We start from the raw sequence: 24,107 nt of genomic DNA, 5'->3' as shown, positions 1-24,107 counted from the left end.
GCAAGACTATGCAAGCAACTCGGTCACCACTCGCCCATGCACATCGGTGAGCCGCTGGTCGCGGCCACCGTGGCGAAAGACCAGCCGTTCGTGGTCGATGCCCATCTGGTGCAGTAGCGTGGCATGGACATCGTGGATGTTGAGCGGATCACTGGCCGCCGCGTTGCCGAAGTCATCGGTCTCGCCAAAGGTCATGCCGCCTTTGAAGCCGCCGCCGGCCATGAAGAGGCTGTAGCCGTTCACGTGGTGATCGCGGCCCGCAGTGGCGCTGATTTTGGGGGTGTGCGGTGTGCGGCCCATCTCGCCGGCCCAGAGGACGATGGTTTCATCGAGCAGGCCGCGCTGATCGAGATCGGTGATGAGCGCGGCGACGCTTTGATCGGTGATGCGGGCGTTTTTCTCGTGGTTTTGCTTCAGGAGGCCGTGCTGGTCCCAGGGCGAGTTGTTGCCGTCAAAGCTGGGGCAGGTGATCTCGACGAAGCGCACGCCGGCTTCGACCAATCGGCGTGCTCGGAGGGCCTGTGTGGCGTAGAAGCGCTGGTGCTCGTCGGTGGAATCGACGCCGTAAAGCTGGCGGATGTGCGCGGGTTCGTTGGCGATGTCAGCGATGGCCGGAACGGCGCTTTGCATGCGGAAGGCGGTCTCGTAGTTCGCGATGGCCCCTTCGATGGCTCGTGCGTCGGAGGTGATGGCGGCAAACTCGGCGTCCTGCTCGGCCAGCAGCGTGAGTTTGCGGCGCTGGATGGGCGCGGCGTCCTGTGGCGCGATGTTATCCACGGGCACGCCTTTGGCTCGCACCATCGTGGCCTGATGACTGGCGGGCAAAAACGAGCTGCCAAAGTTTTCGAGGCCGCCATTGGGCACCCAATCGTTGTTGAGCACGACGTAGCCGGGCAGGTTCGCGTTCTCGGTGCCGAGTCCATACGACACCCACGCGCCAAAGCTCGGTGCCTGGCCGAGGATGCGCCCAGTATGCAGCAAAAGATTCTGCTGACCGTGCAGCGGCAGCTCGCCGACCATCGAGCGCACCACGCAGAGCTTGTCCGCCACTTGCGCGATGTGCGGGAGCAGATCGCTGACCCACAGGCCGCTTTGTCCACGCTGCCGGAACTCCCACGGACTGCCGAACCACACGCGACCTGCGTTCGATTGCGAGCGCTTGGTCACCGCGCTCTCGCCGATGGGTTTGCCCTCGTGCTTTTTGAGCATCGGCTTCGGGTCAAAGGTGTCCACATGGCTCGGCCCGCCGTCCATGAAGCAGAAAATGATGTTCTTGGCTCGTGCGCGGTTGTGCAGCGGCATCCCGGCCATAGCGCGGAGGGCGAGCATGCCGAAGCCTGCGGAAGCGGAGGCCAAAACTTGGCGGCGTGAGCAATGGCGGTGGTCGTGAGTGTTCATGTCAGTGATAGTAGATGAACTCCTTGGCATTGAAAAACGCGTGGGCGAGACGTTCCCAGGCTTCGGGTGCGTCACCGCCGAAGTCGTCGAGTGCGGCTAACCAGCGCTTTGCTTCTGCATCGTTCGGTTGGCGGGCGAAAGCGCGGGTGAACATGAGTCGGAGACGTTCTTCGACATTCACGGACTTCTCCTTCACCAACTTCTCCGCCCATGCCTTGGCCATCGCGTTCACGAATGGATCGTTGAGCAGAATGAGGGCTTGGGTGGGGACGTTGGTGACGTCGCGTTTGCCGGTAGAGAGTTTGAGGTCGGGGAGGTTGAAGCCGGTCAAAAATTTCGGTGGGTCCATGATGGACATTTGCAGGTAGATGGAGCGACGACCGTGGCCGTCGAGGGGGCCGGTGAAGAGGCGCTTGGCGCCGTCCTCGACGGGACGGAGAGGCATGATGGGGCGGCCGTAGAGTTGGGGATCGAGTTGGCCGGACACGGCGAGCAGGGAATCGCGGATGGACTCGGCTTCGAGGCGACGCGTGGGGTAGAAGGTGAGCAGGCGGTTGTTGGGATCGACATCAGAGGAGCGACGGTTTGTAACCGCCGTGGGCGCTTGAAAAGCGCCCTTCCTTGGGCTGTTCCCGGATCCTTGGCGGAAGGTTTGGCTGAGCACGAGTTTGCGCACGAGTTGCTTGGTGGACCAGCCTTCGCGGACGAACTCGCGGGCGAGCCAGTCGAGCAGTTCGGGGTGCGAGGGTTTGTCGCCGAGGCGGCCAAAGTCATCGGGTGTGGCGACGAGGCCGGTGCCGAAGATCCACTGCCAGACGCGGTTCACATAGACGCGGGCGGTGAGCGGATGCTCGGGATGCAGCAGCGATTCGGCGAGGGCGAGACGGTTGGTGATGCCTTCGCCATGCAGCATTTTCAGCGAGGCGGGCTCAATGAGTTCGCCAGTGGTGTCCACGTTGCCGCGAACGTTGAGCGGATACTTCACGGGCATCACATCGCGCTCGTCCATGCTGTTCACCGTGCGTGGGAAGGCGATGCTGGACTCGATGCGGCGATAGTCGGCGATGAGCTGAGCGAGCATAGTGCTGGATTCAGCTTTGTTGGGCAGCAAAGCGTTCGCGAGCAGCCAATCGAGCACCTCGCGGTCGCCTGGGCGCGGTTTGTTTTCGCACCAGCGGCTCACGGCGGCATTGAACCACGCGGCGATGCTTTCCCAAGGCGTGGCGGCCTTGTCCGGATACAAATTGGCGAAGGCATCGAGTTCATCCTGCGGCGTGCCAGCGGCGTCATGCGTGACGATGCCGGTGATGCTGAGCCAACTGCGTTTGTCATAGCCGAAGTCATTGTTCTTGAGGCCCTTGGCCAAACCGGTGCGTGGTGGGAAGTTCGGATTCAGCGACGAGGTGCAAAACTCGATGGTGACCTGCTGCGCTCCATTTTTCAGCTCGGCGTCGGTGAAGGATCGCCACTGCGGCTTGGGGTTCGTGTAGAACGCGATGGTTTCGTTTTGGAAGGCGTGATCATCGACGACGAGATGCCCGGCGAACTCGCCTCCAGCGAGGTTGAGGCTCACGAACTTGCCTGGAACGAGATGCTGCGGCGGCATGCGCAGGCTTACGGGCAGTTTCGAACTCAACGCGTGCGAATGCCATCCACGCGGCAACAAGCCTGCGAGGACGTTTTCGCCTTCGAGGGCGATGAGAGGCGTTCCGTCGTCGGTTTGGCCATGGATGAAGCCTTCGCCCTCAAAGACCCAACCCAAGGAAGGGCGGTTTGTAACCGCCCAGGGCGCTTGAAAAGCGCCGTTCCTTGTTTTCGCCGTTTCGCGGGCTTTTTGCCATTCGGCGGCCAGTCCCTGCCAGCGAGCGGTTTGAGCCGCATCGTTGGTCGAGGCCACTTCGCGGCCCATCGAAATGCGAAAGCGGCCCAGCAGATGATCGGTGCCATACGAGTGGTCCAGCCTGATCGTCCAGTCGCCACCATGCGGCAGATCGACGCTCTCGGTGAAGGTGAATCGTGCGATGTGATCCATGCTCTGCGGCGCGAGGCCGACCGCCCAGCCACGGCGGCCCGCAGCAGGCTTCAGCAGGCCTTCCACTTCGTAACCGGGCTGCGCATAGCTGGCGCGTGCGGTCGCGAGCTTGAGCTGCTTCGCCGCGCCCGTGCTGCCATCGGCCATGCGAGGCTTCACCTCGATGCGGAGGTCATTGAGCACGAAGTTGCCGCGATTCGTGCGGCCAGGGCCGCGCTCGGGCAAGGTGGGATGCGTGAGTGCTTCGAGCTGCATTTCGCTCACCGCGCCGGGCTCGGTGGTGAAGTTCACCGTGTAGCTGTCTTTGTCCGGCGCGGTGCCCGTGGCGAGAATGGAGTGATCCTTGTCGATGATGAAGGTCGTCTGCTTCGCCGTGGCGCGGAGATTTTGCGGCGTGAGCCACAGTGTGTCATTCAGCAGGCGTGCGAGCGGATACGCGATGTCCTCCGGCTTTGCGTTTTCCAAGGAGGGGCGGTTTTTGACCGCCCATGCTTTGAGTGTGGGTGCTTGAAAAGCGCCCTGCCTTGTCCAGAGCGCGGCGAGTTCATCGCGGATGCTTTGGCGCAGTTGTTTGAGCTTCGCGATGGCGGCGTCGTTCTTGCCCGGCGCATCAATGACACGCGAGGTCCAACGCGGCGTGGTGAACATGGCGGCGAGCGCGTAGTAGTCGCGCTGCGAGACGGCTTCGAGCTTGTGATCATGGCAACGCGCACAGGCGACGGTGGTGGCGAGGAAAGCCTTCGAGAAGGCGTCGATCTTGTTGTTCACCATCTCCTGATGGATGCCGTTGAACATGAGGCTGCTGCCGTGCCGATGCTCGCCGAGGTGATAAAACATCGGCCCGATGAGGCTTTCGTTGGTCTGTGCCTTCGCGTGAATGCGCGGCTTCGGCAGCAGATCGCCCGCGAGGTGCTCGCGGAGCAATTGATCAAAGCCGATGTCCTCGTTGAAGGCGCGGATGAGGTAGTCGCGGTATTCGTGGGAGCCTTTGGCGGGATTGTCCCATTCGTAGCCGTAGGTGTCCGTGTAGCGCACGACATCCATCCAGTGGCGCGCGAAGTGTTCGCCGAAGTGGGGTGATGCGAGAAGATGATCGACGTAGTCAGACAGGTCGGACATGTCCGACGAGTCGGACGGCGGCAAGCCAGTGAGCACAAAGCTCAAACGACGACGCAGCACCTCCGGCGAGGCCTGCGGAGTCATTTCGAGCCCGGCGGTCTTTTGAGCGGCTTGGATGAAGCCGTCCACGCTGCCGGTGGTGGCGGGACGCATGGGTTTGAGGCTCCACCAGTCAAGACGCTTCTGAAACTCGACCTCCCAGGCATCATTCGCGTTGAGCGCGGTCGATTGAGCCGCGGTGCGTGGATCAGGTGCCCCCTGACGCACCCATTCCTTGAGCCATTCTATCTCCGCCGCGGGCAGCATGGTCATCGGCGGCATCTTGAGGTCCTTCTCCACATGACTCACCGCCTGGATCAGCAAACTCGCCTCCAGCTTGCCTGGCACGATCGCCGGCCCGCTGTCCCCACCCTTTTCCCAGCCGCTCTTCGAATCGAGAGCGAGTCCGCCTTTGATCCTCTTCTCATGCGAGTGGCACTCGTAGCAACGATGCTTGAGGAGCGGCTCGATCTTTGATGAAAACAGATCAGCACCGCTGGCGAAACGGACGACGAGAAAACAGCCGAGGACGATCCCACGCTTCATTTCCGATCCTCCCCCAGCCATTGGATGCCGATGATGCGGTGTTCGATATTGCCAGTCTTGGGCTCCAGAGAGCCGGGCTTCCTGCCAGCAAAGGCTTCGACGCCGAGTTTCCAAACGACTTTCTTGTCGCGGGTGACCTCGAAGAGCTGCACCGCCGCCTCCTTCGCATCGTGATAATGCCAGTCAGAGTTCGCGATGAGCGTGTTGCCATTCTCGAAGCGATGAAAACCGCCGAAGATCAGGACCTTGAAGTCCTCGATGTCCGCGGCCTTGAGCTCCCAGACAAGCTCGTGATCGGGATTCACCTCCAGAAGGCCCCCGCGCCAGGACATGAGCGTGTTTCCATTCGCAAGACGCTCCGCCACCACGGGCAAGTCCGGCACCGGATGCCGCCAGAGCTCTTTGCCCGACTCGTTGATCTCGATGAAAGCCTTCTCCGCCCGCAGAGCGAGCAGGAAAGTGCCCGCCTCCGTGCGACGCAGCAGATTGTAGCGATTGTGCGGCGAGGCTTTCACGTCCGTCGGCACCGGGATGCGCTTCGCAATACGACGCCCCTGATCCGTGAGTTGAAGCATCTCCATCTTCTCGGCATCGACGGTCATCACATCGCCGTTCGGCAAAGGGATGCATGTTTTCAGCTCGACGGGTTTCTGCACACGATACTCCCAGACCACTGCGCCCTTATTGGTCAGCTCGCGCACCCACTCGTGTGATGAGGCGAGATAGTTGCCCGATGCCAGCCTGCAGCCGTCATAGATCATGTCGCTCCACACCGCCGCGCCGGGCTTGTCCTCGTTCATTGACACAAAGAACTGCCCAAACGACATCGCGCCCGTGCGATCAAACACGCTGAGACCATCCGCAGATGCGATCAGCACTGAGCCGGGCATCACCTGGGTCTCCTGGGCAGCCAGGGATATCGAGAGCAGTGCCGAGGCACCGATGAGCGAGAGAAAATGCATGTCGTAAACCAACGCTACCAGCCACCTGGCCTCTGTGTGGCATTGCCATCAAAAAATGGTAATATCCCGCCATGAACGCCCTCAATCCGGTCCAACGCCATTTCTTTACCCGCCTCGCGGATTCGCGACAGATGCTGGAAGCGCTCGATCAGCTCCCGGGTGCGATGTTCATGATCAAGAATCTCGATTCCCGCTATGTCTTCATGAGCCGGGCGCTAAAAGAAGCCATTCATCTGGCTCCTGATTTCGATGTGGTGGGAAAATCCGACTTTGACCTCTTCCCGCGCATCATCGCCGAAAGCTACCGCCAGAACGACCTGCTCGTCTTTGAGAACAACCAGCCGCTGATCAAGGAAATCCATGCCACGAGCTTCTTCGATCATCCGTCCAGCTGGGCCTGGTCGAGCAAGTATCCGCTGCATGACCCGAAGGGCAAGGTCATCGGCCTCATCACCATCAATGAGAAATACAACGACGTCGCCGGCCACGATCACGAGCTGAACCGTCTGCTCCCGGCCATCGATCATGTGCGGCATCATTACGCCGGCCGCATCACCATCGCCGACCTCGCGCGGCGCTGCGCTTTCTCGGAGACGCACTTCATGCGCGTCTTCAAGCAGCGCATGAAAATGACGCCGTATGCCTTTGTGGAGCAGGTGCGCATGTTTCACGCCATCGACGCCCTGCGCCGCACTGCCACCAGCGTGGCCGAGATCGCTATCGACTGCGGCTTTTACGATCCAAGCTCCTTCGTGAAGCGCTTCAGGCGCTTCACCGGACTCACGCCGCTGGCTTATCGACGCCAGCAGCAGGACCGCACTCGTCCAGCCTTGGCGATTCCGAGGGTGGGCTCATGAATTAATCGCGCCAGAAGGTCGATTCCCCCGGCACGGTGTAGCGCACCTCCATCTCAGGCGTCTTGATGGCCTTTCCATTCTGATAAAGCGACTCGACGGCAGCGATGACCATGCCGGAGGTTAGCAGCGTGCGCTCCGGTGGATAAGCAGCTCGATTCTCAAGCACCATGCGCTCGATGTGATGCACGAGCGGATTGAAGAAGTCCGCGGTGGTGGCGACGGAGGCCGGCATGGGCAGGAACATCTGGCAGGACGCGATTTCGCCGGTTTCGCTGTTGAGGCCGGCGTAGTTGAAGTCGCGCACGCCGAGCATGAAGAGCGTGGTGCGGAAGCCATCGCGGTGCTCGATGAAGTAAGCATAGGCGTCGGGGAAGTTTTTTCGCGCCCACTCGAAGCTGATTGCTTCGGTGGGATAGCCTTCTTTGACGGGCAACGTGTGGCTACGACTCAGTGCGGCGAGTAGGAGGCGTTGCGTTTGTTTCAAGCCGGCGGCGTGCTGCCACATCGCGTCACCACGAAGCGCGAGGACGCTCTTGATGCCGACTTCGCCGCCTTTGCGCCTCTCGGACATGCACTGGGCGGTTTCGAGGCCGTGGAAGTCGTATTTCTCGACGCCGCCGTAGCCGACGCAGACACTTTCGGCCAAAGGCGTGCCCAATGGAAGATCGATGGCTGGCAGGCGGCGTGTCACGGGCAACGAGGAACCAGCGAGGAAAGGAAAGTTCAGGCGCTTTGAGTCGGCGACCATCTCGACGCACTTCTTCCAATCGGTGGAGAGATGCTTGTCGTTGAAGACGGGCACGCTGCGTCCGCTGGACTCGAAGACTTTGAGCACTTCTTTGAAGAACTCGTAGCGCGGGTAGAGCGTCTGGCCTTTTTCGTTTTCGGGATACTCGCCGTGCTCGCCGATGATGACGACGCCATCGACGGCGAGCTTGCCAGTGCCGAGCGTGAGCGCCTCGGCGATGCTTTTGTGAATCGGAATGCCGTAGCGCTTCGAGCGACCACGGGCGAGATCCTTCTCGGGGAATTGATCGACGTAAAGTGACACGAGATCGACCTCCGGCTTTCGCCATTCACCACCCCAGCCATAGCCGAGCGCGAAACGGTCGATGAAATGCTGTGCGTGTGATTTCTCGAAGACGACGGTGGCGATGAGCGCGATCTTTTTGCGCGCTGGAGCAGGCGCGGCGCTGGCGGCGGCCGCAGCAGCGCTGGTGAGCAGAAAAGAGCGGCGGCTGATGAGCTTCGTGTTCATGTGGTGCGGTCCGATTTGTTTTCCCAAAACAACCAAAGAGGCAGAACGGCGATGAGCGGCAAGAAGGAGGCGAGCAGGAGGCCTTGATCGAACGAGTGCGTGCGATCCGCGAGCGCGCCGAAGAGCTTCTGCGCCTGCGCGGGCAACACCCACGCGACCACACCCGCGATGCCGGTGATCTTGCCCTGATGTCGCGCGGAGAGATCCTGCGTGAAGGCATGGTAGAGCGGAAACACGCCGAGCGCGCCCGCACCGGCCAGCAGCAGCACGAGAAGCAAGACCCAGCCTTTGTCGAGCATCGGCGTGAGCGCGCAGGTGGCGCACAACGCACCGCACGCGGCGAAAACGATCACGCGAGCGGCATGAACCGAGAGCCTCCGCCTGCCAAGCCACACCGCGAGCGCGCCCGCGCCGAGACAGCCGACATCCGTCGCCACATACCAGACCGACGTGAAGTAAAGCGTCTGCGATTCCGTGTAGCCGATCCCTTCTTGAAGGATCTTCGGCAGCCAGGCGCGCAGGATCTGCCAGGTCGTGTTGATGCAGGCGATCACGAAGAACACGACGAGCATGCGCCGGCTGAAGATGATGCTCCACAGGCTCTCCGAGGCTGGCTCCACCTCATTCGTGCTCAATCTCACCGGTGCAGGCAGATCAGACTTCTTCACCAGCGCGAACCACAGCACCAGCCACGCGAAACCGACCGCGCCGACGACTTGAAAGGCGACGCGCCAACTGCCGAGCTCCGCCGTCATGAGTCCGGTCATGATAAGCGGCGTGATGATCGCGCCGATGGAGGTGCCGCTTTGCAGCACGCTGTTGCCGAGTGAACGTTCACGTGCATCCAGCAGCGCCCGTGTAGTGCGGATGGCACAAGGCCAGTGTCCGGCTTCGAAGAACCCGAGCGCCATGCGACACCACAGCAGTTCTTGTTCGTTATGGACGAAGCCCGTCGCCAGTCCGGCGAGCGACCACATCGTCAGCACGCCGGCATACAACCAGCGCACGGAGAAACGATCCGCCAGCCAGCCGAACACGATGGAGCCTGCCGCAAAGGCATAAGCGAAGACAGCCTCGATGTTGCCATACTGCGCCTGTGTGAGCTGAAACTCCTTCGTGATACGCACGGACGCATTCGCCAGCGTCTGGCGGTCCATGTAGTTGATCGCCGAAGCGAGCAGCAGCAGGCCGCAGATGGTCCATTTCCACGACGCTGACCGATTTGGCGTGCTCGAATCAACGTCGGGGGTCATGTCGGATTCGAGCGGCGATGTGACTGCGATTTATGCGATGAGTTGATCCACCACTTTCGCGCCTTGGTTGTCGGTGAGCGAGGCAGCGAGCCCGTTGCGCTTGTAGGTGAGCTTGCTGTGGTCGAGGCCGAAGAGCTTCAGCAGCGTGGCGTGATAATCGAAGTGCTTTACCTCGTCGATGACCGCCTTGTGGCCGAATTCGTCGGTTTCGCCGTGGACGTAGCCTTTCTTGAAACCGCCACCGGCCACCCACATGCTGAAGCCGTAAGTGTTGTGATCGCGGCCCCATTTCTCGCGGCCTGCGTCGTTTTGCAGCACAGGCAGGCGGCCCATCTCGCCGCCCCAATGGACGACGGTGGTGTCGAGCAGACCGCGCTGTTTGAGATCGCTGATGAGCGCCGAGCTCGGCTGATCGGTGGCTTCGCAGTTCTTCGGCAGCGCGGTGATGAGCGAGCCGTGCTGGTCCCACGACTGACCCGCATTCAGCACCTGAACATAGCGCACGCCGCGCTCGACGAGGCGACGCGCGATGATGCAGCGCGTGGCGTAGTCCTTCGTGATCGGATTATCGACGCCGTAGAGTTTTTTGACGTGATCCGGCTCCTTCGAGATGTCGAGCGCCTCTTTCGCGGCGGTCTGCATCTTTGCGGCGAGTTCGTAGCTGGAAATGCGGGCCTGGAGATCAAGTTCGCCGCGATGCTGCGAGAGATGATCCTCATTGAAGGCCTTCAGCAACGCGAGTTGCCGTTCCTGCGGCGCACCGGCGAGTGAGGCGGGCGGATCGAGATTCAAAATGCGCGGCTCGGTGGGCCGCACGAGCGTGCCTTGGAACAGCGCGGGCAGCCAGCCATTGGTGAAGTGCTCGCCTTGGAAAGTCGGCAGGCCGCCAGGATGCGAGAGCACCATGTAGGCCGGCAGTTCGTCCGTCTCGCTGCCGAGGCCATACGTCAGCCACGAGCCGAGCGCGGGGCGTCCGGCGGTGATCCGGCCTCCGTTCATCGCGTAGAGACCTTGCGCGTGATTGCTCACGCCGGAGGTCATCGAGCGGATCAGTGTGATCTCATCCACCACCTTGCTCAGGTTTGGCAGCAACTCACTGATCTCCATCCCGCACTGGCCCTGCTTTTCGAACTTCCACGGCGAGCCAAAGCACTTCGCCGACGCTTGTGCGAGGTTGTCGTATTTGATCTCACCGGGGAATTTCTGGCCGTGATACTTCGTGAGCATCGGCTTCGGATCAAAGAGGTCCATCTGCGACGGCCCGCCCATCATGAAGAGCGAGATCATCGCCTTCGCGCGAGGCTCAAAGTGCGGCTTCTTCGGCGTCAGATCGTAGCGGATCTCGCCAAAGCTTTCCGGCTTCACCGGCGCGGCGAGCAGGCCATCGCGCTCCAGCAAGGAGGCAAGCGCCACGGTGCCAAGACCGAAGCCGTTGGCGTGAAGGAAATGACGACGTGAGCAGAGTTGGGGGCGGTTCATTCGACGTAGAGGAAACGGTTCGAGCTGCAAAGGATCTGGCACAGGCTGGCCATGGCTTCTTGCGGTGGATTCGGGACGACGCCTTTCGCGTGCTGAATGTCGTGGTGATACTGCGTGAGCGCCTTGGTTTGCTCGTCGAGGTAGCTGAGGCACTTTGCGATGTCGGTGTCGGTCGCGGGCTTGCTGTAAAGCAGGCTCCAGACGCGCTGGAGTTGCTTGGCACGGTCGTTCGGGGCCTCGGCGGTGACGCGATCGGCAAGACGGCGTGAACTGTCGAGCACGAAGGTGTCGTTCATGAGCAAGAGCGACTGCGGTGCGACGGTGGTCTGGCTGCGCATCTCGCAGTTCGGGCTCATCGTTGGTGCATCGAAGGTGTCGAGCACGGTGACGGGCTTGCTGCGGCGCACCTGCACATAAATTGAGCGGCGGAAGTCATCGGCACCGGCGGGATCGACTTTGTGCGTGGTGATGGTGCCTTTGTCGATGCCAGTGATCACGCGGCCCTGTGGATCACGACCGATGCCGCTCGGCGGGCCGTAGCTGGCCTGCACGAGTGTGCCGGTGGTGGCGAGCATCGAATCACGCAGCGTCTCGGCATCGAGGCGGCGCATTTTGAAGCGGGCATAGAATCGGTTTTCGGGATCGGCACGCAGCGAAGCATCATTCACGGATGACTGACGGTAGGCGCTGCTGAGCATGATGAGGCGATGCAGCGACTTCAGTTTCCAGCCGCTCTTCACGAACTCATCAGCGAGGTAGTCGAGCAGTTCAGGATGGGTGGGCAGTTCGCCTTGGCGGCCGAAATCGCCGGGCGTGTTCACGATGCCGCGACCCATGTGATTGAGCCAGAAGCGGTTCACCAAAACTCGCGCCACGAGCGGATGCTTCCCACTCGTAAGCCACTGCGCATACGCGAGACGACGGCCGCTGGAACCGCTGCTGACAGGCACGGGCTTGAAGGGCTCGATCTGTGGGCTGGCGAGAATGCCCAGCTCGCCGGGCTGCACGACCTGCTTTGGTTGATCGTGATCACCACGGTTGAAGAGCTTCGACACTGGCATCTGGCCTTTCACCTCGGTGAGCGCCATCACAAAGCCTTCTGCAGGCTTCGTGGCGCGGAGCTTCGTGGCCTCGGCCATCTTTGCATCGACGATGTCCTGCTTCTTCTTGTCGTAGAGATCCAGCGAGTAGGTGGCTAGCGCGGAGGGGTACTTCTTGATGAGCGCTTTCTGCTCCGGCGTCTGCTTGGCCACCGCCGTGTCACGGGCCACTCGGAACGCGGCCTGCTCGGCCTCCGGCACCTTCTTGATCTCGACCTCGAAGATCTCATCGAGGAACTTCTTCGACATCGCACGGGCTTCGACTTCGATCTCCTTGGCTTTTGCCTCGATCTCGGCGGCTTTGGCGCGTTGCTCCGGAGTGTAAAGCGAGTAGAGGCGGCTGTTGGGCGCGCGCCACGCTTCCCAATGATAGGCTGGATCAAAGACGGCCCGCAGACGATAGTAGTCGGCCTGCGTGATCGGATCGTAGCGATGATCGTGGCACTGCGCACACGCCACGGTCATGCCCATGAGAGAGGACGTCGTGATCTTGATCTGCTCGGCAATGACCTGGTTTTTGGCGAGCTTGGCATCATCCACCGTGTCGCCCGTGCCATCGGGAGCCATGCGCAGAAACGCGGTGGCGATGAGCTGGTCGGTTCTCTTCGGATCGAGCACGGCCTGCTGATAGTCGCCATGCGTCGCGCCAGCGAGTTCGTCTCCCGCGATCTGCTCCTGGATGAACTGGTCCCACGGCTTGTCCTCGTTCATTGAGCGAATCACATAGTCGCGATAGCGCCACGCGTGAGGGCGGACGCTGTCCGCCTCGGTGTAACCATTCGAGTCCGCATAGCCCACCACATCCAGCCAATGCCGCGCCCAGCGCTCGCCGTAGTTTTTCGAGGCCAGCAGTCGCTCCACGAGCTGTTCGTAAGCCAGCGGCGATTTGTCGGCGACAAATGCGTCCACTTCCTCTGGTGTCGGCAGCAGACCGGTCAGATCGAGCGTCACGCGGCGGATCAATGTCCTGCGATCAGCCTCCGGGGCCATTTGCAGGCCTTTTTCACTCATCTTGGCCAAAACAAAGGCATCCACAGGCGTGCGCATTTTTTGCGCATCCACATTCTTCGGCACCGCTGGCTTCTGGATCGGCTGGAAGGCCCAATACTCACGATCCTCGTCTGAAATGATCGGTCCCGGTGCCAGCGCGAGCGGCTCGGTCTTCGCCGTCTTCGCGCCTTGCACGATCCACTTCTCAATAGCGGCCAGCTCGGCTTCCGCGAGCGGTTTCCCCTTCTCCGGCATCTCGCCGGACCGGATCAACTCAACGAGCTTGCTCTTTTCAGGATCGCCCGCGACGACGACCTTGTCCATGAACCGCCGTAGCCGCAGATCGAGCTTGCCCTTCGGCTTCTCCTCCTCGCCATGGCAATGTGTGCAGTGCGTCTTCAAGATCGGCCGCACATCTTTTTCAAACGTGAGCACGGCATCCGCGCCGTGAGCAGTCACGGCGAGGGAACAAAGGAAAACAGCAGGCGTCAGCTTCATTGGGGGGGCACAAACCTACGCCCCAGAAGCACCCGATTTTGCCTCTACCTCACTCCACGGCCACTTTCACGACCACTTTGAACACCTGTTCAGGCTTTTCCCACTCAATGCATGGCGCGTGAGCGTCCTGCGGATACAGGATCGCGAAATGCCCACCACTCATGTGCAGAGGCGTCACATCCGGCACCAGTTTCCACAACGCGGCCTCCTTTTCCTCGGTGTAAGCCATCGTCTCCTCTTTCATCGCCGCCAGCGGTGCCCAAAGGATGGTTTCGCGGCCGCTGTAAATGAACTGGACGTCGATGTATTTGCGATGCGCTTCAAACTTCGCTTTCTCCATCGGCTTGGTCTCATAGGTCTGCACCAGCGCGAAGCAGTGATCGCCATCGAGATCATGTCTGCCCAACGCCTGCGTGCCATCTACCGTACGAAGGAAGGCAAAGGCCTTCGCGAAGCGGGAGTTCAGCGATTCGTAGCGGGCTGCTTGGTCGAGAGTGTCGAGGATCATGAGGCGTCATCGTTACCAAGTCACTTTGCGCGAAGCAACTCCACAATCGTCTCCCGCATCACCTTCTCTGACTCCGGTGCAGCGAAGGCCTGTGTCGGCTCGTAGCCGCCTTCGGCGAAAGATTTTTCCAGCGGGATGTAGCCTGGCCCGCCGTCGCCGTAGCTGGCCGTCGCCACAAAACCGCCGGGACGCTGCTGCTGGGCAAAGAGCTGATACTCGATGAATGTTTCTCCCGGCAGATGCAGCAGGCATACGTCATCGCCCAGATGCAGGCTCGTGAACTGAATCGGCACGCCCGCCGCGCTCTGGCGGATGAATCCCACGCGGAACGCCGCGCTGATACGAGTCGAAGGAGCGGCCGCTGAGTTCTCGATCACCTTCATCATGCGTTCCTCGGGGAATTCGGTGTTCGATTTCAGCACCACCGGGCGCGCACGCCACTCGATCTTTGTCAGCGGCACCCGTTTCATCTCCTGCTCGGACTTCACCATTGCCGTGTGGATGTTTTCGCCCAGACGCACCCGGCTTTCCTTGCTGGCGTCATTGTATTTACCCGCCGCGATGTTGCCGCCGCAGCCGGTGAAATAGACATGCGGCACGCCATCATCCTTCGTTCGCTGCTCACGCGCCGTGCCGACGAAATCAGACGTCACCATGCCGTCGCCATAGTAGCTCATCGGATGCGTTGCGTAATAGTGCAGCGCTGCGAGCTTCTTTTTCGTCGTTCCAGAAGCTGATTGTCTTCAGCATCGGATCGACCGTGCCTTCCGGCAGTTCGCGTAATGTCGCGTCCTTGGTCGAACTCAGCCGCATCTTTGCCACCTTGCCATCCTCGCCCATGATGCGGCGATTTGACGCCACCTTTTCCACCGCCGCCTCACCATGCGCGATGTGTGTCACTGGCGACGGCTTCTTCAACTCCGCTTCAATACTCGACGCCACACCCGCCAGCGCCCGTTCCGCCCATTCGAGATCGAGGACCTTCGGAGGCGAGACAAACCCCGCCAGCAGCTTGTGCGATGCCGTATCCGCCAGCGGCGCATTGTGCTGATGCAAACTCTGCACCGCCACTCGCTCCGGTGTTGTCCCCGCCGCCCGGGCCAGCACCTCACGCCAATGCACATGATCCCCCGCGCGAATCTCACACCAGTCCACCGCGCACAGCACCACCGGCTTGTCGTCGCTCAGAATCACCACTCCCAGCGCCAGCAAAGGCTCGCTGACTCCCGCGACCGGCTTCACCAATCCACCACACAACGGCGCGCCAATGGGCGGCGTGATGTCCGCGCGAAACGTGGCGAGCCGAAGCGGCTGGCCCAGAGCTTGAAGGGTCAGTGCCGAGAGGAGAATCAGGAATTTGTTCATGCCCGATGAACTACGGGATGCGAGGATCAAGTTAATCACGATCCTGAAAGGCTTCATCAAGCCACCAAATCACGGATCACATGCCCATGCACATCCGTGAGGCGGCGGTCGAGTCCGTTGTGGCGGACGGTGAGCTTCTCGTGATCAATGCCGAGCAGTTGCATCATCGTGGCGTGGATGTCGTAGCAGGTCGTCGGGTTGGCGCGGTCGAGGGGCTTGTAGCCCCATTGGTCACTCTCGCCCGCTGTGACACCGCCTTTGATGCCGCCGCCGCAGAGCCAGTTGGTGAAGACGTAGGGGTTGTGGTCGCGTCCTTTGCCGCCCTGCGTGCTGGGCATGCGGCCAAACTCGGTGGTCCAGAGAATGATCGTGTCATCAAGCAGGCCGCGCTGTTTGAGATCGAGAATGAGCGCTGAAACCGCCTTCGCCATGCCCCAGGCGAGCGGACCGTGATCCCGCTCGACGTCCTCGTGGCTGTCCCAGTTGCGGCGCGGGAAGCCGTTGTCGTTGCCGCTCCAGATCTGCACGAAGCGCACGCCACGCTCGAGCAAACGCCGCGCGGCGAGGCACTTGCGGCCCATGTAGTCGGCTTCTTCCTCGGCATTGATCTCCGTGGGCCAGACCTTGCGATGTTCTTGAATCCCATACATCGCCTTGATCGCCTCGGACTCCTTCGAGATGTCGAGCGCCTCCGGCGCGGCGAGCTGCATCTTCGCGGCGAGTTCGTAGCTCTGGATGCGCGAGTCGAGACGGCTGTCTTCCTCGCGTTGCTGCATGTGTTTGCGGTTCAGCTGCTCCAGCAGTTCAAATCCGGCGCGATCTGAACGCGCTGAGATGTAGCGGCCTGATTTGTGCGGAAACAGATCCGCGATGGGTGTCTCCGCTCCTGGATAAATGATCGTCCCAGCATGCTGCGAGGGCAAAAAGGCGCTGTCCCAGTTCTTCGGCCCGTTCGAGGCAAAGCCGCGGTGATCCGGCAGCACGACGAACGTGGGCAGGTTGTCGCTCAACGAGCCGAGCGCATAACTCACCCAGCAGCCCATGCCTGGAAAGCCAGGCAGATTGAATCCCGTGGCTTGCAGCAACGTTCCCTGCGAATGCACGCCGGTCTTGCCCACCATGTTATGCACGAAGGCCATGTCATCCGCACACGCGCCGAGCGGTGCGACGGCCTCACTCAGCATCCTGCCGCTCTGACCATAGGGCTTGAAGTCCCACACCGGCTTCTTCCACGGCCCGAGCCCATTTTGAAACGCCTCCACCTTCTCACCAAAGTCCGATTCCTCGCCGTGATGCTTGATCAGCGCCGGCTTGAAATCAAACAAGTCAACGTGCGACGCCGCACCGCCCATGAAGAGCTGGATCACCCGCTTTGCCTTCGGCGCGACGACTTGTGAGCGATGAGCTGTCTCGCCCGCTTGCAGGGAGGCAAACGCGAGCGCGCCGAACCCTTGTCCGGTGGTCTGAAGAAGCTGGCGGCGGGTGAGCATTCAGGAGTATCTATTATCCATACGCGACATGCGAGTCACGCCTTGTCACGCAATCGCGGCTCACTTCACCACCATCCACGGCAGCCAATACGCCTGCGCCATCACCAGCATGCCCATGAGCAAAGCCAGCGCGACACTGTGCCAGAAGACGCTGCGCAGCACCGTGCCAGCGTCGGGGCTATCTGGGCGGCCACCCGTCGCCACGGCAGCGACGACGATGCTCTGCGCGTCGATCATCTTGCCCATCACGCCACCGGAGCTGTTGGAGGCCGCCATGTGGATCGGTGAGAGATTCAGTTGGTTCGCCGTGACTTGCTGGAGATTGCCAAAAAGCACGTTCGATGAGGTATCGCTGCCGGTGAGCGCCACGCCGAGCCACCCGATGATCGGTGAGAAAAAGGGAAACAGCATGCCAGTGGAGGCCATCATGAGTCCCATCGTGGTGTCCGTGCCGCTGTAGCGCGTGACGTAACCCATGGCGAGCATGAGCGAGATAGTGAGCAACGACACACGCAGCTTCCAAATCGTGCGTCCATAGATGCCGAGCAACCGAAGCGGCGATACTCCGAGGCAAAGACCCGCGAGCATTCCCGCAAGCATCGCCGACGTTCCGGCGGAGCTGAGCAGGTTCAGTTTGAAGACTGCTTTCTCCATCTCCGCATGCACGACCACGGGCGGCACACGTTCGACAGCCTTGTGCAGCATCGGCACCTCGATCTCGCGATTGAAGATCGCGTTTAACTCTGTCTTCACCGCCGGGATGCCCCACACAAACACAAACAAGGTCAGAAACACCCACGGCAGCCAGGCTTTCCAAGCCTGAGCTGTGGGTGGCTCCGAAGTCGGAACCATGTCGGTGTCTTCCTTTGGCTTCCACACCTTCATGAAAAACACCAACGAAGCCATCGCCACCACCGCGCTGACGATATCGACCAGCCAGGGTCCATGGTAGTTGCTCATCAAAAACTGCATCACGGCAAAGCTCGCCCCGGTGACAAAACACGCAGGCCAGACCGTCAGCATCCCACGCCAGCCAACCTGCGCTGCCACCAACCAGAATGGCACGAGCAATGAGAAGACGGGCAACTGCCTGCCGACCATCGCGCTGAGTTTCATGAGGTCGAGTCCGGTGATGTCCGCCATCGTCGTGAGCGGGATGCCGAGCGAACCAAACGCCACGGGCGCGGTGTTGCCGATGAGCGCCAGTTTCGCCGCTTCGAGTGGTTTGAAGCCCAGCCCGATCATGAGCGCTCCCGTGATCGCCACTGGCGCGCCAAAGCCTGCCGCACCTTCGATGAAGGCCCCAAAGCAAAACGCGATCATCAGCGCCTGGATGCGTCGATCTCCTGAGACACTGGCGATCTGCCGTTGCAGCACAGCGAACTGATTCGTCTCCACGCTCAAGTTGTAAACGAACATCGCGTTCAGCACGATCCAGCCGATGGGGAAGAGGCCAAACACCGCGCCACTCACCGCCGCCATGCCCGCGAGTTGCGCTGGCATGTGGTAAACAAACACAGCGATCAGCGCAGCTGCCACGAGTCCCGCCAGCGCCGCAAAATGCGCCCGCACATGCCAAAAAGCCAGCAGGCCCAGCAACACCAACACCGGCAACGCCGCCACGAGCGACGAAAAAATCAGATTGCCGAGAGGATCATAGTTTTGGGACCAAGTCATGGCTCTAAAGCGTCCACATGATGCCAAACTTGCAACCACTCATCCTGCTTCAATCCACAAAGCTGAACTCGTTCAGATTCAAAATCACGCGACAGGTGTTTTCGAGGCCTTCGCGTTTCGCATAATCCACAAGCGGGGCGAGTTCATCGGCCTTCGGTTCTCGGGCCAGCGCGAGGGCAAAGGCACGCTTCGTCTGCGATTCGAGACCTTGAGCCTCCTTGCTCACACGTTTGGCAAAGTGCTTCGCCATAGCGACGGTGAGGCCGTTGTTCATCAGGGCGAGCGCTTGCAGCGGGCTGAGGGATTCGTTGCGCTTGTCCACGCGCATGGACGGGTCGGCGCAGTCCATCACGGTCATGAAAGGCTGCTGCTGGCTGCGGACAATGAAGCGGTAGATGCTGCGGCGGTGGCTCTTCGGGTCCTCGGGATCGTGCAGATGGTATTCGTAGTGCGGGCTGTGCTGCGGCTTGTCGATGATGAAGTCCTGGAAGCTCGGGCCGCCCATGGTTAGATCAAGTTTGCCGCTGACGGCGAGGATCGAGTCGCGGATGGACTCGGCGTCGAGTTTGCGGCGGTTTTGATGAGAGAGCCACATGTTCGCGGCGTCAGACTTTTTCGATAGGTCGGATGCGTCGGACGCTTGGCGATAAACCTCCGACATCACGATGAGTTTGTGCAGCTTCTTCAAACTGCCGCCGAAATCATCACGGAAGGTCACCGCCAACCAGTCAAGCAGCTCAGGATGACTCGGTTTACCGCCCATGCGGCCGAAGTCATTCGCGGTATCGACCAAACCTCGACCGAAATGATGCTGCCACACGCGGTTCACGATGCTGCGCCAAGTCAGCGCGTTGTTTTTGTCGGTGATCCACTTCGCCAAAGCAGCACGACGGTCAGATTCGTAATCTCCGGCCACCTTAAATGGAACTTTGAGCAGCTCACTCAGTGCCGTCACCGTGCCAGCGCTGACTTCCTGCGCGGGCTGCTTCATGTCGCCGCGTTTGAGCACCTGAATAGTACGCGGAACGCCGTGCGTGCCTTTGAAGGCACCGCTTCCGTAGTGGACGGCTCCGGCATAAACTTTCTGCGGTGCGGGTAGTTGCGGCAAGGCATCGCGCTGCTTGCGTGCGGCATGGAGCTTCTTCTTCGTGGCTTCATCAGCTTGCGCGAGCATGAGGGCATCGCGCTCGCGGATGAGCTTCAGCTTGTCCTCCTCGGTGCGGCTCTCGGGGGCAATGCCATCGGTGAGGTTGGCTTTTCGCCAGCGCGGCGCGGCCTCGATGCTGTCGAGCGAGGTCACGGGACGGCCTGCGGCGAGGTTGGGGCCGCTTTTGCTTTCATAGACCTCCATCTCGGCCAGCGCGAAAATGTAGTCGTTCATGCGCGGCGCGAGCTTCACGGCGGTGACGCGCACAAAGCGACCGGTGACACCGTCATCTCCCGCTGTGCCGGTTTCAAAGGGCTTGAGCCCCGGATTCGCGAAATCATTCATGAAGGTGGCGTCGTGTTTCCGCCAGACGAGCGTGACACCGGTCTTGAAGGTGGGATCATCACTGACCTCGATCTTAAAGCGCACCGGGAAGCCGAAGCCGCCGCCGATCTTGCCAAAGTCGTCGTAGCAGGGCTTCAGCACGATGCGCTCGACCTGCACGCTCTTGCCGAGATCCACCTGCACCCACTTCACGGCGTCTTGCGTCTGCGAAATGGCGCTGTGGTAGCCGAAGTCAGGTTTTGCGTTTGGATTCGCGCCTTTCTCCGCCGCGCCGTCAATGCGCTTGCTGAGCGCGGTGTAGGCTTCACCAGCTTTCTTTTTCAAAGGCTCCTCCAGCGCGGCGATCTCGTCGGTGAGCTGCTTCTTCTGCTTTTGAAGTGCGGCGAACTTCTGCATCGAAGCATCGTCGGGATAATAATCCACGTCGGTGCGGTCGATACCGGCGAACACGGCCTGGAGCGAGTAGTAGTCCTCCTGTGAGATGGGATCGAATTTGTGATAATGACACTGTGCGCACTGCACGGTGAGGCTGCAAAAGGTGCCGATGGCATTCTGCACCATGTCATCGCGATCGAGATGGCGCGCGATTTTGCCATCGAGCTTCGTCTCCGGCACTTCCGCGTGGCCGATATAGTCCCACGGCCCCGCTGCGATGAACCCAAGCGCCGTGATGCCATCCGTGGTGCCGGGATAGAGCGCATCTCCGGCGATCTGTTCCTCAATGAAGCGAGAGTAAGGCTTGTCGTTGTTGAAGGCGCGGATGACGTAGTCGCGGTAAGGCCAGGCGTTGTTGCGCGGCTTGTCTTTGTCATAGCCATGCGTCTCGCCGTAATGCACAAGATCCAGCCAGTGCCTCGCCCAGCGTTCGCCGTAGCGGGGGGAAGCCAGGAGCGTGTCCACGAGCTTTTCATAGCGTCCGTCAGACAGGTCCGACCAGTCTGACATGTCTGACGGCGTCGGAGGTAGGCCAGTGAGATCAAAGAAGAGGCGGCGGATGAGCGTGCGTGCGTCAGCCTGAGGGGAGGGGGGGAGGCCTTGTTCCTTTAGCTTCGACTGAATGAAGGCATCAATCCCTCCGCCCTTCGTCCTATGCCCTCCGCTCAGTGGCTTGAAGCTCCACCAATCCGTTCTGTCCTCCAGTTTTGCCACATCCACGCCATCAGGCCACACCGCGCCTTCATCAATCCAGCGTTTCAGCGTGTCGATCTCCGCGCTGCTGAGCTTCGATTTCGGCGGCATCGACAGATCTTTGTCCGTGCCACTCACGAAGCGGAACAACGGACTCTCCGCGCTTTTGCCAGCGATGATGTTCGGCGCGTGATCCACGCCACCTTTCAAAGCGACCGCCTTGATGTCCAGACGATAGTCGTTCTTCTGTTTCTCCGCGCCGTGGCACTCATAGCAGTGCTTTTCAAAGATGGGGCGCACCTCGCGCACAAAATCCATCGCGAAAGCGGGCGTGGCAGCGAGAGCGATGAGACAGAAGTGGCGCATGAGATATCCAATACGGCCTGTGAACGGCGTTTTCATGCCACGCGAGCGCGGGACACCCCTTGGATCGTCAGCCGCCTCACATTTTGCCACCTTCACCGCCTGGATTTTCGATGAGTTACATCTCCAAGAACAAGCAAGCGCAGGAAAAAGGAGTCACTGGAATTTCACATCGACCTTCGGCAGCAGGGCTTTGATTTTGGCCTGCGTCTCGGGTGAGTAGCCTTTGGAGCGGTCGATAAGCTTCAATTCCTTGAGGTGGGCGAAGGCAGCAAGTTGTGGAATGCGTTCATCGGGCAGCGCGAGGCGGCCGAGTTCGAGTTGTTCGAGCTGCTTGAGGTCGGCGGCAAGTTTCAGGCCCGCGTCGTCGAGTTTGGAGCAGTCCGTGAGCGTGACGTGCTTCAAGGTGGCGACGGCTTTGATGGCGGCGATGCCTTCAGGGACATCCAGGCCATCGCCGAGTTGCAAATACTCCAGCGGCAGACTGGCAAGGTTCTTCAGGCACGCAGGCGTGGCGTTCTTGGTGCCGAGTTCGAGGCCTTTGAGCTTCGTGAGCTTGGCGAGATGTGGCGCGCCAGCGTCGGTGAAATTGGCGTGGGCAAGGCTGATGCTTTCGAGGTTGGGCAGATGATCGCAGAGTTCCTTCAGGCCTTCATCGTTGATGCTGCTACCACGGTGGCTGACTTTGATGACTTTGGACCAGTCTGCGCATTGAGCGTAAGCTTTGCCGGTGATGGCGGTGCCGACGAAGGAGAAGGTTTCGAGGTTTTTGAGCCCAGCAAAGGTCGCCATGCCGGCGTCGGTGAGTTTGCCGTTGTTGGTAAAGCGCAGTGTTTTGAGGTTCGTGAGCTTACCGAGTGGCGCGATCCATTCGTCGTTGGCTTTGGTGGAGATGACGTTCAGCGACTCCAGCGTGGTGATGTGGCTGAGGTGCTCGAAGAATGCCGCGTCATACGGATCGTCTTTGCGGTGATCGTGTGGTCCGGCATTCGGCACTTGGAGATCGACGAGTTTGAGGCTCTGGCCGTCCTCGGTCTTCTCGACTTTGCCCTTGGCGCCTTCGACGATGCGGGTGACGGCTTCGACGTGAGGATCGAGCTCGAGAGCGTAGACGCTGAGGGATGCGAATAGGGCGAGGGTGAGTTTCATGTTGGTTGGTGGTGAGATTATTTAGCGAGCTGGCCGTCGCGTTGGAATGTTTGCCAGTCGGCGGCAAAGGCGGCGTTGAGGAGCCAGGAGGCGGTAGATTTATCGCTGGTGAAGTCGGCGAAGGGTGCGATGGGTGCGATGGGTGCGATGGGTGCGATGGGTGCGATGGGCATCGTTTGGTATCCGCCCGTTACTGTGTTCCAGTTTTGGCCGGTATGACCGGCTTCGACTTTGAGCGGGGTGAGTTTCACCGGGCCTTTGGCTGGATTGGTATCGGCAGGAACGCGGGCGGCGAAGCTATGGCGCAGGAAGGAGAAGACGAGCGGCCAGGTTTTCTCGCCAGGGCCGTAACCCGTCTTTGGCTCAACAGCGTAAAGCCAGAGCGCCGCGTTTTTTTGGCGCATGGCTTCGACGACGGCCATGTTTTGCTCTTTGGACGGACGGGCCAAGAAGGGATCGTCCTCGCCAAAGATGACCATGCCTGGAGTCTGGGCGGCTTTGGGCTGATACACTTGGAAGATAGAGCCAGGACGCATGGAAACCCAGGCCCAGACGCGTGAGCCTTCGACAGCGGGATAGATGGCCGAGAAGCCGTTGCCGTTGGAGTGGCCGTAGAGGAAGAGCGGTGCCTGATTGAGTTCGGGGTGCTGCACTTTTTCAGCGAAGGCCGCGATGCGTTGATCGAGCAGACTGCGAGGCCAGAAACCGCGCTGCATGGGATTGCCGACGAACTTGAAAATCGCGAGTCGGAACTCACGCGCGATCTTTGACGGCACGGAGATCGTCGAGGAAGTGTGTCAACTACTGCATGATGAAGGCATCGCTCTGCGTGAGGCGGGCGAGCTGTTCGAGATCGCGATTGTGATGCGAGAGCGCATGGCGCGTCTGATTGATGCCGAGTTCAGAAATCGGCGGGCCTTTGCCTGAATCGCCGGAACTGAACGCAACCACGCGTGTCACATCCGTCTAAAAACGCGAGCACCATGCGATCATACATCTTGCGGTAGTAATCGCCGAGCGTGGTTTGTGGAATGACGCGGGCGAGGTGCTTGCGATCTTTTCTGCAATCTTCGGGCACGGCACGTCGAGCCAGTGATCGGCGCGTTCGGTCCGGATCTCCACTTCGCGAACTGAGGAGAAGTATTGATCGAGACTACCACGATCTTCGCTGCCGATTCGAAGCTCCAGAGCGTGCGCCTCCTCCAGCACGCTTCCGCGGCGGCCCAACCCTTCACGCTCCTTTTGCAAACCGCCCGACGGCGCTTCGAAGAGTCGCTTGAACCCGGATTATGCAATGGAGTAAGCGAAGGGTGGTGGCCGGGCCTCGATTTGGCGGAAGATCGCGTCCATCCAGGGGCGCTTTTTCTGAGGCAGCGAGAGCTTGAGCACCCGTTTGCGTGCGTG

Annotated in this window: 16 protein-coding genes and 1 pseudogene; 1 reads left to right on the top strand and 16 read right to left on the bottom strand. The window is 60.6% G+C overall.

Annotated features, from left to right (window positions below; all coding sequences use genetic code 11):
- Positions 1-6: 6 nt before the first annotated feature.
- The 3 genes from ACILSI_RS02780 to ACILSI_RS02770 are packed head-to-tail and all read right to left on the bottom strand — an operon-like array spanning position 7 to position 6,096.
- Entirely contained in the window at positions 7-1,398 is a 1,392-nt protein-coding gene (locus ACILSI_RS02780) for a DUF1501 domain-containing protein (protein WP_395720313.1), read from the bottom strand.
- Between the two features lies 1 nt (position 1,399).
- The gene (locus ACILSI_RS02775; RefSeq protein WP_395720312.1) at positions 1,400-5,134 is read right to left on the bottom strand and encodes a PSD1 and planctomycete cytochrome C domain-containing protein; all 3,735 of its coding nucleotides are present in this window, start codon (positions 5,132-5,134) and stop codon (positions 1,400-1,402) included.
- A complete protein-coding gene (locus tag ACILSI_RS02770; protein WP_395720311.1) occupies positions 5,131-6,096 on the bottom strand; it encodes a hypothetical protein in 966 nt (321 codons plus the stop codon). The genes ACILSI_RS02775 and ACILSI_RS02770 overlap by 4 nt, the downstream gene beginning before the upstream one ends.
- A 71-nt stretch (positions 6,097-6,167) precedes the next feature.
- On the opposite strand from ACILSI_RS02770, the gene ACILSI_RS02765 reads away from it, so the two are divergent.
- Positions 6,168-6,953 (top strand): helix-turn-helix domain-containing protein, encoded by a 786-nt coding sequence (locus tag ACILSI_RS02765; RefSeq protein ID WP_395720310.1) that lies wholly within the window; start codon positions 6,168-6,170, stop codon positions 6,951-6,953.
- A gap of 1 nt (position 6,954) precedes the next feature.
- On the opposite strand, the gene ACILSI_RS02760 is transcribed toward ACILSI_RS02765, so the two are convergent.
- The 13 genes and pseudogenes from ACILSI_RS02760 to ACILSI_RS02700 all read right to left on the bottom strand — a co-directional run.
- Positions 6,955-8,211 carry a hypothetical protein gene (locus tag ACILSI_RS02760; protein ID WP_395720309.1) on the bottom strand — a complete coding sequence of 419 codons (1,257 nt, stop codon included), beginning with the start codon at positions 8,209-8,211 and terminating at the stop codon, positions 6,955-6,957.
- Positions 8,208-9,464 (bottom strand): MFS transporter, encoded by a 1,257-nt coding sequence (locus ACILSI_RS02755; RefSeq protein WP_395720308.1) that lies wholly within the window; start codon positions 9,462-9,464, stop codon positions 8,208-8,210. The genes ACILSI_RS02760 and ACILSI_RS02755 overlap by 4 nt, the downstream gene beginning before the upstream one ends.
- Before the next feature lie 30 nt (positions 9,465-9,494).
- Positions 9,495-10,943 (bottom strand): DUF1501 domain-containing protein, encoded by a 1,449-nt coding sequence (locus ACILSI_RS02750; protein WP_395720307.1) that lies wholly within the window; start codon positions 10,941-10,943, stop codon positions 9,495-9,497.
- On the bottom strand, positions 10,940-13,492 hold the full coding sequence (locus ACILSI_RS02745) for a PSD1 and planctomycete cytochrome C domain-containing protein (protein ID WP_395720306.1): 2,553 nt from the start codon (positions 13,490-13,492) through the stop codon (positions 10,940-10,942). The genes ACILSI_RS02750 and ACILSI_RS02745 overlap by 4 nt, the downstream gene beginning before the upstream one ends.
- Before the next feature lie 88 nt (positions 13,493-13,580).
- The gene (locus ACILSI_RS02740; protein WP_395720305.1) at positions 13,581-14,039 is read right to left on the bottom strand and encodes a YhcH/YjgK/YiaL family protein; all 459 of its coding nucleotides are present in this window, start codon (positions 14,037-14,039) and stop codon (positions 13,581-13,583) included.
- A gap of 20 nt (positions 14,040-14,059) precedes the next feature.
- Positions 14,060-14,716: a hypothetical protein gene (locus ACILSI_RS02735; RefSeq protein ID WP_395720304.1), complete on the bottom strand. Its 657-nt coding sequence runs from the start codon at positions 14,714-14,716 to the stop codon at positions 14,060-14,062.
- Positions 14,682-15,404 (bottom strand): hypothetical protein, encoded by a 723-nt coding sequence (locus ACILSI_RS02730; RefSeq protein WP_395720303.1) that lies wholly within the window; start codon positions 15,402-15,404, stop codon positions 14,682-14,684. The genes ACILSI_RS02735 and ACILSI_RS02730 overlap by 35 nt, the downstream gene beginning before the upstream one ends.
- A gap of 56 nt (positions 15,405-15,460) precedes the next feature.
- On the bottom strand, positions 15,461-16,894 hold the full coding sequence (locus ACILSI_RS02725) for a DUF1501 domain-containing protein (RefSeq protein WP_395720302.1): 1,434 nt from the start codon (positions 16,892-16,894) through the stop codon (positions 15,461-15,463).
- A 60-nt stretch (positions 16,895-16,954) separates the two neighbouring features.
- Positions 16,955-18,571 carry an L-lactate permease gene (locus tag ACILSI_RS02720; RefSeq protein WP_395720301.1) on the bottom strand — a complete coding sequence of 539 codons (1,617 nt, stop codon included), beginning with the start codon at positions 18,569-18,571 and terminating at the stop codon, positions 16,955-16,957.
- Between the two features lie 49 nt (positions 18,572-18,620).
- Positions 18,621-21,557, bottom strand: a complete 2,937-nt coding sequence (locus ACILSI_RS02715; protein ID WP_395720300.1) for a DUF1553 domain-containing protein — start codon at positions 21,555-21,557, stop codon at positions 18,621-18,623.
- Between the two features lie 153 nt (positions 21,558-21,710).
- Positions 21,711-22,703: a G protein-coupled receptor LGR4 gene (locus tag ACILSI_RS02710; protein ID WP_395720299.1), complete on the bottom strand. Its 993-nt coding sequence runs from the start codon at positions 22,701-22,703 to the stop codon at positions 21,711-21,713.
- A gap of 17 nt (positions 22,704-22,720) precedes the next feature.
- Positions 22,721-23,479 carry a hypothetical protein gene (locus ACILSI_RS02705; protein ID WP_395720298.1) on the bottom strand — a complete coding sequence of 253 codons (759 nt, stop codon included), beginning with the start codon at positions 23,477-23,479 and terminating at the stop codon, positions 22,721-22,723.
- A gap of 25 nt (positions 23,480-23,504) precedes the next feature.
- Positions 23,505-23,972: pseudogene (locus tag ACILSI_RS02700) on the bottom strand (DUF1552 domain-containing protein); the annotation flags it as partial.
- Positions 23,973-24,107: the final 135 nt, after the last annotated feature.

Origin of the sequence: Prosthecobacter sp. (genome assembly GCF_044232965.1) — a bacterium.
Classification (GTDB): Bacteria; Verrucomicrobiota; Verrucomicrobiia; order Verrucomicrobiales; family Verrucomicrobiaceae; genus Prosthecobacter.
This window is presented reverse-complemented; position numbering and strand designations above follow the sequence as displayed.